Origin of the sequence: Streptomyces sp. NBC_00557, from assembly GCF_036345995.1 — a bacterium.
Classification (GTDB): domain Bacteria; phylum Actinomycetota; class Actinomycetes; order Streptomycetales; family Streptomycetaceae; genus Streptomyces.
This window is the reverse complement of record NZ_CP107796.1, coordinates 8,317,762-8,329,673: the sequence shown is the minus strand read 5'-3', so window position 1 is coordinate 8,329,673 and position 11,912 is coordinate 8,317,762. Positions and strand designations below refer to the sequence as shown.

The 11,912-nt window shown below is 68.0% G+C and carries 11 protein-coding genes and 1 pseudogene; 6 read left to right on the top strand and 6 right to left on the bottom strand.

Annotated features, from left to right (window positions below):
• Positions 1-114: 114 nt before the first annotated feature.
• Positions 115-468, top strand: a complete 354-nt coding sequence (locus tag OG956_RS37125; RefSeq protein WP_330342408.1) for an STAS domain-containing protein — start codon at positions 115-117, stop codon at positions 466-468.
• A gap of 280 nt (positions 469-748) precedes the next feature.
• On the opposite strand, the gene OG956_RS37120 is transcribed toward OG956_RS37125, so the two are convergent.
• Positions 749-1,039 (bottom strand): hypothetical protein, encoded by a 291-nt coding sequence (locus OG956_RS37120; protein ID WP_330342407.1) that lies wholly within the window; start codon positions 1,037-1,039, stop codon positions 749-751.
• Between the two features lie 7 nt (positions 1,040-1,046).
• Between OG956_RS37120 and OG956_RS37115 the strand changes: the two genes are divergently transcribed.
• The 3 genes from OG956_RS37115 to OG956_RS37105 all read left to right on the top strand — a co-directional run bounded on the left by OG956_RS37115 (position 1,047) and on the right by OG956_RS37105 (position 2,662).
• On the top strand, positions 1,047-1,220 hold the full coding sequence (locus OG956_RS37115; protein WP_330342406.1) for a hypothetical protein: 174 nt from the start codon (positions 1,047-1,049) through the stop codon (positions 1,218-1,220).
• A gap of 332 nt (positions 1,221-1,552) precedes the next feature.
• Positions 1,553-2,359, top strand: coding sequence for a hypothetical protein (locus tag OG956_RS37110; protein WP_330342405.1), 807 nt, complete (start codon positions 1,553-1,555; stop codon positions 2,357-2,359).
• 24 nt (positions 2,360-2,383) lie between these two features.
• Positions 2,384-2,662: a hypothetical protein gene (locus OG956_RS37105; protein ID WP_330342404.1), complete on the top strand. Its 279-nt coding sequence runs from the start codon at positions 2,384-2,386 to the stop codon at positions 2,660-2,662.
• Positions 2,663-2,718: 56 nt separating this feature from the next.
• On the opposite strand, the gene OG956_RS37100 is transcribed toward OG956_RS37105, so the two are convergent.
• Positions 2,719-4,962: a trypsin-like peptidase domain-containing protein gene (locus tag OG956_RS37100; protein WP_330342403.1), complete on the bottom strand. Its 2,244-nt coding sequence runs from the start codon at positions 4,960-4,962 to the stop codon at positions 2,719-2,721.
• Entirely contained in the window at positions 4,952-5,353 is a 402-nt protein-coding gene (locus tag OG956_RS37095; RefSeq protein ID WP_330342402.1) for a hypothetical protein, read from the bottom strand. The genes OG956_RS37100 and OG956_RS37095 overlap by 11 nt, the downstream gene beginning before the upstream one ends.
• A 1,024-nt stretch (positions 5,354-6,377) precedes the next feature.
• Between OG956_RS37095 and OG956_RS37090 the strand changes: the two genes are divergently transcribed.
• Positions 6,378-7,640 (top strand): hypothetical protein, encoded by a 1,263-nt coding sequence (locus OG956_RS37090; protein ID WP_330342401.1) that lies wholly within the window; start codon positions 6,378-6,380, stop codon positions 7,638-7,640.
• 437 nt (positions 7,641-8,077) lie between these two features.
• On the top strand, positions 8,078-9,019 hold the full coding sequence (locus OG956_RS37085) for a hypothetical protein (RefSeq protein ID WP_330342400.1): 942 nt from the start codon (positions 8,078-8,080) through the stop codon (positions 9,017-9,019).
• 286 nt (positions 9,020-9,305) lie between these two features.
• Here the strand turns inward: OG956_RS37085 and OG956_RS37080 are convergent, their stop codons facing one another.
• The 3 genes and pseudogenes from OG956_RS37080 to OG956_RS37070 all read right to left on the bottom strand — a co-directional run bounded on the left by OG956_RS37080 (position 9,306) and on the right by OG956_RS37070 (position 11,735).
• Positions 9,306-10,001, bottom strand: a complete 696-nt coding sequence (locus OG956_RS37080) for a type 1 glutamine amidotransferase domain-containing protein (RefSeq protein WP_330342399.1) — start codon at positions 9,999-10,001, stop codon at positions 9,306-9,308.
• Between the two features lie 327 nt (positions 10,002-10,328).
• Positions 10,329-10,764 (bottom strand): annotated as a pseudogene (locus OG956_RS37075) (transposase family protein); the annotation flags it as partial.
• 143 nt (positions 10,765-10,907) lie between these two features.
• Entirely contained in the window at positions 10,908-11,735 is an 828-nt protein-coding gene (locus OG956_RS37070) for an SDR family oxidoreductase (RefSeq protein ID WP_330342398.1), read from the bottom strand.
• Between the last annotated feature and the right edge of the window lie 177 nt (positions 11,736-11,912).

Here is an 11,912-nt window from a genome sequence, read left to right as displayed (position 1 = left end):
CGGCGCTAGACGGAAGGGGGATTCGCGCGCTCCCGGTCGGCGTGAAGATCTGCTGTGAGGGGAACGCGGTAGGCGATCGGCTGCGTCTCCCGGTGAGACGGCAGGGAGCACGTGATGAACGCACAGCCCTCAGTCCACGCGACTGGGTCGGGCCCGTGCCTGACCGCGCGGATCAGCGGAACCATGGACTATGAGACGGCCGCGTTCTTCCGCAACCGTCTGCTGGACGAGGTCACCGGGGACCGGCGGTACGTGGTGCTGGATTTGTCCGCGGTGTCGTTCTGCGATTCGTCCGGGCTGAACGTGCTGCTGTGGGCATGGCGGCAAGCGGCCGAAGCCGGTGCCGTGCTGGTACTGGCCTGCGTGCCGCCGGCTCTGCAGCGCACCCTGACCAGGACCGGGGTGGACAGCCTGCTGCGCGTGTACGGCACCGTCGCCGAAGCCGAGAACGCGATCACAGCCGAATGAGCCGATCCCTCCGGGGCAGGCAAACGGCGAGAGACTCTTCCAAGGCTCGGAGGGCTGGATGGTCCATTCACCCGACGAGGAGCACGCCCGCTTCCAGGGCGCCGGCCCGCAGCTGGCCGAACGCCTGACGAACGTGGCACGGGGCGCTCTGGCGGTGCTCGCGCCCGCAGGCGGCCCGGAGACCGACGCGGTGCTGTGGGTGGTGTCCGAGCTGGTCAGCAACGCGGTGCGGCACGGCGGCGGGGTGACCGGGTTCGGGCGACTTGGCGTTGGTTCAAGGTCAGCCTGCCGTTGTGGTGATCACGGACACGAGGTGGATCGCGCGCTGTTCGGCGGTACGGGAGCCGCGCAGGGGCTTGCCGTCCAGGGCCACGGCCTCGCCGGGGTCGGCAAGGTGGGCGAGCCAGGCGCCGACGGCGGTGTCGAGGGTGTCACCGTCCAGGCGGGCCGGCAGGCGGCCGAGGGTGCTGGCGCGGGGTGCGGCCCGCAGTCCGAGGCGTTCATGCAGGTGGGGTGGGAGTTCGGCGGCACGTCGGGCGACCGCGGCGAGGGTGCGGGCACCGGCGATCACGGCCAGGGTGCACAGCGGCGAGCATCGGGCCGAGACGGTGGCGGCGGCCCTGGCGGCGCCGGGGATCGGGCAGGCCGTCCAGGACCTCGGCGAGGTCGACCGCCTGGTCGAGGTCGGCGGGGTCGAGGGAGGCGACCGCATCGTGGTCGCGGTGGCGCTCGAGCGCGGTGATCGAGGATGACGGCATCGGAAGCGGTTGTCGTTGATGAGGCGTCAGACGCCTTGATCATCAACGACCGCTTCCGCCGTTCTCCGACCGGCCCCCAAGCGCAACGTGAGGCACCCTGGCGCGTATCGACGTTTCTTCGGGCCGCCGGGTGGAAGCCGAACGCCGGACCGCCTTCCGGTCCCACCACGCTCATCTGACCCATTGACACCTTTCCCCGCATCTCGGGTAAACCGCGCTCCCTGACTGGCCCGGGAATTTCTTACGAGCACCGCCACATCGAGCTCAGAACGACAACGGATGGCGAGATCCGCTGGCTGCCGTAGCTCTTCCCTGGCATGCTTGCCATGAACGACTTCCTGCATTGTCGTTCCAAGGGGGAGACCACGGCGATGCCGTCGCACTGGCCCAAGATCCAGCCACCGACAAGTTACGGCGCCGGAGTAGGTGCCATCCTGCGCGTGCTCTTCCCTGCTGCGGTGATCGGCGTCATCTTCGGGCTGATCATCATGGTTGCCGCAGGTGAGCCCAAAGACGGCACAGCCCATGACGGCACCTCCCCTGCGGTGGCGAGCGGGATTCCCACACCGACGGACTCGCTTGCGTACCCCACCAGCACGCCGCCGTACACCAACCCCTCGGGTCCCGCAAGCACTTGGGACACCGACCCCGGCCCGTCGACGTGGCAGGCGACGCCTGACGACCCGTTGGCACAGGCGCGTCCGGACGATTGCTTCGTCAGTGTCGGCGACCAGCGAACGGGCCGGCTGGAGCCGGCCACGTCGTGCGAACCAGGCACCTTCACGGTGATCAAACGGCTGGATTCCACCCTCGACCGCTCGGGCTGCCGGCCTACCGCCGGCGGTTACACCGTCACGGATCCGAGCGCCGATCTCGTGCTGTGCCTGAGGTACAACTACGCAGACCCAGGGGGGTACGCCGAGGTCAACGACTGCTTGATCATGACCAAGAAGAGCGGCGGCCATGTCGCTCTCGCCGTCCCGGACACGTGTGCCCACGCGAACATCGTCATCACCGGGCGGAAAAGCGGTACAGCCGACCGGCACTGGTGCGGGTCGGACGGGCTCATTTACTGGTCTGCGCCCAGCGGCTACTCCTGGTTTTCCTACACGCTCTGCTACCGCTACCGGTGACCACCACGAACGAAGGACCGACGCATGTCCGAGACACCCGCCGATCGCGCTCGAGCCCGCTCCACCGCGCCTGCGCCCACAGAGGTACCGGTCCGGTGGAGCAAGATCCTGCTGTGGCCCGGATTCATTCTGCTGGGTGTCAACGCAGTGGTCGCCATCGCGATAGGCAACCAGACACAGAAGGCCCAGCTCAACGGCCTGACACGGCTCCTGGTGGCCAGTTCGGTGGTGCCGGTGCTCTGCCAGGCGCTGCTGATCGCCGGCTTCATCGCGCTTGTTATGGAGCACCACAGCGAGGACTGAGAGAACGGCATCACAACGCGGTCAGCGATACGCGACAGTTTTCCACGCAGAGATCATCAGCCATCCCAGGGAAGAGCCGACGACGACGCCGGTGGGGAGGCCGACGAGATCAAGATCTTGAAAGTACCGGTGCACGCCTCACCAGGTATGTTCGCGCTGCACAGCAATTGCGGCGAGGAGACGGTGAGTTCGTATGCGCCGGACTTCGGAAGTTCCCAACGCTGGTTATTCGCCAGGCAGTCAGCCTGGTGATCACTTACGGGTACCTGGCCGCTCGGTCCCTTGAGGGTCAGGTTCGGCGAGAACCCGTTCGTCGGCGAGCCGTTCCTGTCGCAGTCCAGGCGCCGGAAGTAGACCCCTCGCTGATCGGACACATGGAATGTGTAAATCTGGACGGACTCGGGTTTCTCGATCTGCCCAGCGCCCGGTGCGGGGCGATCCGGGCCGATGGTCTGCCCGACGGTCACGCTGAATCGTTGCGGTGCGGGTCTCTCCAGGACCGGGAGAACGAGGAGGTCAACGACAAAGCCCAGCCCAATGAGTACCGGAATGCCGGCGACAACATACCGCCCGAAATTCGCGCGCCGTGGACGTTGCTCGAACAGCAGGGGCTGAGACTGCTCCTGGTCGCCCGTCCGCAGGCGTACATTGACGACATGCTGCTGCGCCGTGCGGGCCGGCCGCGTCCTGGCACGCAGGCGGACGCGGGTTCGCACGGTGCCGCCCGGGGCGATGCGCAGTCGGCGGTCGGCCGCATTCGTGCGGATGCCGTAACCGGACACAGCCAGGTTCGCCGAGACGGGGCGGTCGCCGGTGTTCGATACCTCGACCTCAAACCGTCCACGTCCGCTGAGCGCACTTCCGGACAGGGCCCTCGGGCGTACGTGGAGCGCCAGGGGGCCACGCGGTGGCAGCCGGACGAGGGTGGGCCGATCGTCCGAGTCAGGAGCCGCGGAACTGTGGACGGGGACCAATGTGCGGCCAGGCTTGGAGGCACCCAGTCTCTGGAGCAGTTCGGGGAGTCCGAGCTCCCCCGATCCGGTGGCAGAGCTTCCCTCCGTACCGAGGGGGTGCTCCAGTAGCGTCTCGACAAGCGCGGAGGTGAAGGGGCTCAGCAGGTCGGCTGCCGCGTTGCCGGAGTCCGCCGTGGAGACGCGGTCCGGGCCGTTGACCACCACCCAGCTATGTGATCCGGCCAGCTGCTCGGCAGGTTGCGCTGGAGCCTCAGCCGGACTGGGCAGATAGTGGCAGTCCAGCAGCATGCCGCTTGCCGCCGCCCGATGGCGCGAGGCCACCTCGCAGATCTCCGGGGCCGACAGCGCGCGCACAGCGCCTGCCGTGTCGTAAGCCGCGAGCTGCAGGGTGCCCTCCCGATCCGCCCACGCATACCCGCTGTAAAAGACGAGGAGCTGGTCGTCGGGGGATGCCCTCTCGTAAAAGGAGCCCAGCTCGTCGAGGATCTTCTCTTTGTCGCCGTCAATCACCGTATGCACGTCACTGAAAAGGCCGAGATCTGGATGCCCGAGAACAGCACGCAGCAGGGCTACGGCGCCCGTCGGGCCGTTCAGCGGTTCCAGCTGCGGCTGCCACGGGAAGTGGGAGTTACCGATCAGGAGGGCGCGGTGGACGCCTCGGACGAGGGGAGCGGTGCCGTAGCGCCGCAGGTCCGGCCATCGAACAAGCACGGCATCTATCGGGGTGGCGTAGAAGGTACCGCCTGAAGCGAGCGAGGGGTGGTCAGGGCGGGGGTGTTGCCAGCGGGTGATGCCGACGACGCGCTCCGGGTCGTTGGCTAATACAGGACCACCGCTCAGGCCGTGAAGGGAAAGACCGGCCGCCGCCTCCTGGCAGTAGAGCTCCAGCACGGGGGAGCCGTCCTCGCTGCGAGTCGTCCGGCCGCTTATGGTGCCGGTCACTGCGCGTATGTGCACTCCCGTCGGCTCCGTCGGGCAGCCGAGTGCGCGATAGGGCTCATGAGTGAGGACGGTCGACCCGAGCTGGACCGTCCGAGTACCAAGTGGCGGAGGGGCACCTAGTGCGAGCACCGCCACGTCCAGCCAGGCATCGAACTCCTTGACAGTCGCAGGCAGTTCGTACGGTGCGCCGACTGGGTCCGGCAGATGAATCCGCACGACCAGCTTCCGGTGGGTGACCTGGCCGGTGAGGCGGTTCCCGACGCAGTGGAAAGCGGTGAGCGCGATGGCGTCGTCGACCAGGAAGGCAGTGCCGACAGGAGTGCCGGCGTAGGCCTCTAAGAGTTGTCCAACCGCCGTGCCAGGCCGACGGTCCTCACCCGGCATGGCGTGTCTTCCAGGCCAGCCGCACGGAGAACGTCCCGCCCGCGGTCGCCTTGATGAGAACCCCGCCTTCGGCCTGCAGCGACAGGTCGAAGCGGAGTTCCACCTCCTCGAGCCCCCATTCCGGCGCATCAGGGTCGGCTACCGGCACTGGCGTCCGTCCCTGGGCCTCGGGCTCGTCGGTCGCGCCGGAACCCTCGCGGAGCCGCTCGGTCAAGCGCGCGCGGAAGCGCTCCGCCACCGCCGCCACGCTGTCCGCGATCTCCGCCGCGCGCCGCTCAAAGGCCTCGGGAACAGCAATTCTGGGCCCAAGGTCCCCGTTAGCCGATGCCTGAACCTCGACCAGTACCTCGTCAAGCGCCCTGCGAGTGACGTCCCCGTTCACGTCGTCCACGCGTTCACCCCCTTGCCGAAAGATCATAGCTTGGGGCGTCAGATCGCACCCCCGATTCGAAAGGCCGCCTACAACACCGAGTTGCGGTTCCGGCTCAGCATCTCAGGAGGGTCGGGGACTGACGCGGTGGCTTCCGCTCCGTTTCCAGCCCCCGCCGCTTCAAACCGTACGTGCGGTTCTCCCGCATACGGCTTTCCGACATCTCTTGCCGTCCAGGGCCACCGCCTCGCCAGGGTTGGCAAGGTGGGCGAGCCAGGCGCCGACGGCGGTGTCGAGGGTGTCGCCGTCCAGGCGGGCCGGCAGGCGGCCGAGGGTGCTGGCGCGGAGTGCGGCCCGTAGTCCGAGGCGTTCATGCAGGTGGGGTGGGAGTTCGGCGGCATGTCGGGCGACCGCGGCGAGGGTGCGGGCACGGCGATCACGGCCAGGGTGCACAGCGCGAGCATCGGGTGCGGCCGTGGTGCGCGCCATGGCCGCAGTCAAACGCGAACTCGCTATCGCCGCACTTCCAGAGCTCAGACCGGCGGCCCCAAGGAACGAGTCAAGACCAGGTCCGCGCTGACTACCGCGCTGCCCAGGAACACACCGCCCTCGGCCTGGAGGACCGCGAGCCGGTGTCCAAGCCCGCCCTTTCGGTCACTCCGGTACGGCCGTGGCCGAGGCGGTCTATCGGAAGCAGAACCAGGTGGGGCGCCTAGGAACGTTCCTAGGCGCCCCACCTGGTTGCCGGCCCGCCACGCCCCCTCCCGTCTCCAGGCCCACGGTGCTCCTGACGTACTGCTCCAGCGCATACGCGTGCAGGCAGATCCGCCTTGGCCCCGCTACAGGTACTGAGGTCATCAGGCAGGGGACCTGTGTTGCTCGTGTGACGTATGCGCACGCAACACCGCTCTATCTACTGAGTAGTCGTATGGGACAGCCTCGCTGCCGTGGAGTCCATGGCGGCCCTGGAAGGGATACAAGAGTGGCACCTCAGGCAACACGTCACCGGCGTTCGGCAAAGCGCCGCCTCATCGGCGCAGGCGCCGTGGCGACCGCGGTCGGAGTCGCGCTCACCGCGACGCTCGTAGTGAACGCCGACGCCGCGTGGACGTCCGCGTGGAATGTCACCGCGTCCGGCTGGTCCGGCCAGGACGACCCCCAGGTCTCCATCGACCGCTCCGGCGATGCGCTGCTCGCCTGGGCGGCCATGGACAATGCGAACAGCTCCTACTTCCGCGTACAGACCCGGGTGAAGTACGCAAACGGCACCCTGGGTGCGACCCGCACCCTGTCCCCGGACGGCCGCGCCATCAGCTGGGTGCAGGCCGACTCTGACGACACCGGCGACTCATCGGTGGTGTGGCAGCAGGACAGCACCGTCGTCGGCCGCCGGGTCGCGTCCTCCGGCAGCCTCGTCGGCTCGCTGCAGATGCTCTCCACCCCCGGGTCGCCCGCAACCACGCCCTCGGTCGCCGTGACGCCCGGAGGCAGCTCGATGGTGGCGTGGACGGAGATCCGCGACGGCAGCTGGTACGCGGTGGCCCGTCGGCTGAACCTCGACGGCACGCTTGGCGCGGTGCACACACTCGGCTCGGGCTCGGCGGAGCCGCCGGCCATCGGCGTGGACCGCAATGGTCAGTTCGTCGTCGCCTGGGTACGCGGCTCCGAGGTGGTGGCCAAGCGGATGACCGCGACCTCGATCTCCGCGGCGAAGGTGCTCACCACGCCGATCGCAGCGTACGGCGGCTTCGGCATGGTTCGGGTCGGCGTGGACCGGGACGGCGACGCGGTGATCAGCTACCGCTCCGGCGGCGGCGACCGCGCGCAGGTCTGGGCCTCGCGCTGGAGCCACACCGGCACGCTGTCGAACCCGCTGCGTATCTCGACATCCACGGAGAACGTGGACTTCCATCACACCCTCGGGACGGACCTGGACGGCGACTCGATGATCGTGTGGGTACGCAACAACGCCGGTAAACGCGAGCTGTACGGCCGCAAACTCTCCGCCGGCGGAACCCTCGGCTCCATCACGTCGCTGGGCGCCGGCGACCGCCCCGACCTCGCCCTGGACGACGACGGCGACGGCATGCTGGTGTCGCAGACCACCACGGCCATCTCCACGCCACCGTACAGCGTCACGAAGGTCACCGCCCGGCTCATCAGCCGCTCTGGCACCTTCGGCAGCGCGAAGACGCTCACGACGGACGGCCGCGTGCCACAGGTCGCAGCGCGTCCGACGGCCGTGTTCACGACCACGTGGCAGCAAGAGTCGTACCCGTACACGATCAAGGCGATCACTGGTCCTTGATCTGTCTTGGTCGACGCTGCCGACGGCGGAGTCCGAACCGTCTTTGTACGCCCTGCCGCTGACTCTGGCGGTCTTGAAACCCGTCGTGGCAGCGATGTCACCGTGGGTTCAAATCCCACCGCCTCCGCACGATGAGCAGTGAGAACGGCCCCTGACCCGGGTGTTTGGTCAGGGGCCGTCGTCTTCTCCGGCCACCGCGACTGTCCGGTGTTCCCCGTGGTTTCCCGCTCTATCGGGCACGGCTGGGACACGGGCGACTTCTGATCCGTAGCTCTGAGGGCTTGAATCTGCGGCTCCTTGTGCTCCAGCAGTTCTCTGTGCTCCCGTCGGCTGATTCTCACTCCTCCTGAGTGATGACATGGATGCGCCCGGTGGTTGACGCCCGTGGGGCAGTGGTGAATCAGACTTGAACTCCGTTGTGTGAACTGGGAGTTCAAGTGGATCGGTGGGATCGGGTCGGGCGGGTCGCGGCGTATGGGGCAGCGCTGGCGCTGACGCCCTACTTGCTGATCAAGGTGTCGTGGGTGGTCGGTTCGCTCTTGGGACTGCTGCCGGTCGGGACCGGGTTCGGCAAGGCGGAGTGGGTGGTCCTCAACAGCGCAACGATCGGTATGGCAGGGATCGGGATCGCGGTGGCGCTCGCGCTGGTGCGGCCGTGGGGGATGCGCATACCGGGAGCGCCGTTGGCTTTCTGCGCTTGGGTTGGGACGGGGTTCCTCGTCCCGGTGTTGCCGTACGCCGTTCTCAGTTCGCTGCTGGGCCCGGCGGATGGCAATCCGAAGAGCGGGAGTGACGCCGGCCCGTCGATGCCGGTCTGGGAGGCCGCGCTGGTTCAGATCGGGTTTGTAGGCATGGGGCTGGGTCTGGCCATCGCGTTGCCCGCATACTTGCGGCGGCGTTGGCCGGACGCGTTCGCGGGCCGGCTCGGGGATGGTGGGGAGGGCTCGCCAAGGGCGCTGCCGTGGATGGTCGTGGTCGGCGCCGCAGTCGGTCTCATCTGGCTGTACTGGGCGACGGGCGGCACCGCAGGTGTCGCCCGTCGCGGCGAGCGGGACCTCGCTTGGTATGTGCTGTCCGGAGTCTTCGGGTTTTGGGCGTTTGTGGCGTCCGCCGCCACCTGGGCTGTCGTCCGAGGCTGGCCCGCACGGGTCCCTCGGTGGGCCCCGATGGTGCTCGGCTGGCTCGGCTCGGGCTCGTTGTTCGCCTGGAGCGGCTGGAAACTTCCGTTGACCCTGTACCTGGTAGTCGCGCAACCGGCTGATGCGGCCCTGCCGGAAAGCCTCGCGCTCGCGGCAGTCCTTCACCTCGCAGCGGTGGGGGCGGGCGCCGCGATGCTGCGAGCGCTCGTTCGTAGGCGGCCGGTGTCATCGAACTCGTAGCCGACCCTCTCCCGCGTGCGTCACTCGACAGACTGAGCGCTTCAACGGACGAAAGGCGCCGTGTGAACAGCTCAGCCACACAAGGGGTGCTTGCGGAGACGGGAACGAGGGCGCCCACGATCATCGTGTGACGAACAACCTGGACACCCTCGCGACAGCACTGTATGCGGCGACCGACGATCTACGCCGGTCATGCCTGTGAGCGGCCGCTCACCCGATGCGCTCGAGCTGCGTGGCTGCTGCCCCGAGCATGATCACGCCCGGGGCGAGACAGCGCCACCCGCAGTCAGGAAAGAGCCCTGACAATCTCTTTGGCAAGCGGGCCCGAGGAAGCGGGATTCTGTCCTGTGAAGAGGTTGCGGTCGATGACCGTGTAGGGCTCCCAGGCCGGACCCCGTGAATACTGGGTCGGCAGCTTCTTCAACTCGTCCTCCAGTAGCCACTTTGCCTTGTCGGCGAGACCGACGCCAGCTTCCTCTTCGTTGCAGAAGCCTGTCACGCGATAGTTCGCGAACGGCGTGTCGCCGTTTGCATCACGGGTCGCGAGAAGAGCGGCCGGGGCGTGACAGACGATGCCGAGTGGATTACCGGAAGCGAGTGCTTTTCGCAGCAGTGAACCGGAGTCGGGGTCGACCGAGAGGTCTTCCATGGGGCCGTGCCCTCCGGGGTAGTACACCGCGGCGTAGTCCTCGAGGTACACTTCCCTGAGGGATATGGGATGCCGGAGTTCATCCGCCGACTCGATGACGGCCTCCTGTCGGAGGGCGGTTTCCTCGCCGCCTGCCATACGGGGCTCCAGGCTCATCGTGTCCACAACGGGAACGACGCCAGCCGGAGTTGCTACCGTGACCTCGTATCCGGCGCCGGTGAACACACCGTAAGGAGCAGTGAACTCCTCGGCCCAGTACCCTGTGGGGTGCCGGTGCCCGTCCTTGAGGGTCCAGTAACTCGCGCCTGTCAGCACGCAAAGGATCTTGGCCATACGACACTCCTCTGGAAGACGGAGTCCCCTGGAAAGGGCATGAGTGCCAACTTGAACTCCTGTCACAAGTGTGTGCGGACAGCCTGGCATATGCAACCCGATCGGCGTCATGAAGACGCCGATTTGAATTTCGATGCCGCCATATAGAAAATGCGTGACACGAATATATTCGATTCTCGGCGATCGGTAATTCATTGCGCGCCGACGTCGGGGCGCGGGCCGTAGGCTGAGCCGCTTATGGCGTAGGAGGCGCAGCAGGCACAGCCCCTGCTAAGAAGTTGGTGCGTGATAGCGGGTGAGGCGTGTTCGGCCTGCTCTCGGCCGTTTTCAGGTCATGAGAGTGCGGTCGGAGACGAGGCCGGCGATGGCTCGGTAGGTGTCGGGCGGCGATCGCGACGGTGGGTCCAGCGCATGAGTTGTTTCCAGCGTTTGTGGTCGGCGAGGGCGTGCTCGACGGTGATGCGGTCGGATGAGTGGCTGTGCCGATCGCGTTCCCACTGTTCGACCCTGCTGGGCAGTGCACCGGGCCCAGGTAGCCGTCGTCGCAGCACTTCCACCAGGTCGAAGTGCTGGAAGCAGCCGCTGATGCCAGCGGCGCGAACTGCGGTCGCATCGTGCATTCGCCCCGGCCGCAGGCCGTCGGCCCACAGGGTGCGGCTCTGGTGGTCTCGATGACAGTGGCTTTCATTCGTCCGAGGGGCCCCGGGCTGTCAGACGTCGTGCCGGACATCCCCGCCCTCAACCGTGCAGCGCTCCGCGGCGGTGGAGGACACCGCCGGCCGCGCCGACCGGCGCCCGCGGTGAGACGCCCACGGTGAGAGCAGGCCGGGCCTCGTCGTGCCTCCTCAGGGACGGGCTGTCGGCGCATCTGCGAGGGTGCTGCGCCGGCGCCGGTGGGGGCGGCGGTCAGACACCCTCAGTGGCCGGCACGCTCGGGAAGGACTCCCAGCGGTCGAGTTCGGCGAGGCGCGAGCGGAGGGAGGCCCGGATGCCGTCGACGGCGTCGGCCCCGACGGCCAGGCGCAGCGGCGGGTTCTCCATCGTCGTCACCGCCATGATCGCGTCCGCGACGGCCTCGGGGTCACCGAAGGCCTGGGGTGGCTGGGCGGCGAAGTCCGTGAGGAACTTGCCGACCGTCGGCGCGTAGACGTCGTCGGGAGCGACGACATGGAGGCTGGCGGCGAACTCGGTTGCGAAGGTGCCCGGCTCGATGATGGTGACCTTGGCTCCCGTAGGAGCCAGTTCGTGGGCGAGGGCCTCGCTGAGCAGCTCCACAGCGCCCTTGGACGCCGCATACAGACCGGAGGACGGCCAGGCGAACTGGCCGATGAGCGAGGACAGCTGCACGATCCTCCCCCGTGCGGCCCGCAGCGCGGGGAGCGTGGCACGCAGGACGGCGAGGTTGGCCAGCACGTTGGTTTCGAAGACCGCCCGGGCTTCGGCGGCCGGAATCTGCTCGAGGGATCCGAACAGACCGTACCCCGCATTGTTGACCAGCACGTCGAGTCCTCCTGCCGAGCGCACGGCGGCGGCCAGGACCTCCTCCGCGTCTGGCGAGGTGATGTCCAGCGGTACGGCGGTGACCTGGCCCCGCGGGGCCTGGCCGGCCAGCGCGACGAGCCGGTCGCCGCGCCGGCCCACGGCGATCACATGGGCACCGGCGGTGAGGGCACGCTCGGCGACGAGACGGCCGAAGCCGGAGGTCGCGCCGGTGACGAGCCAGGTGGAAGACATGTCGGAAACTCCCTGATGGCAGGCCGTACGCCCAGAGCACGGCACGATGGGTGAGGTCGGAACACCGCGGTGGTGTCCCCGCTCTCCAGCCAACACCCGGCCAAGCTCTGCGACGGCCGCCCGACCGGCCCGCTGCTTCCTGGGACTCGCAGGGCCACCTTCACCGCGGCATCGAGG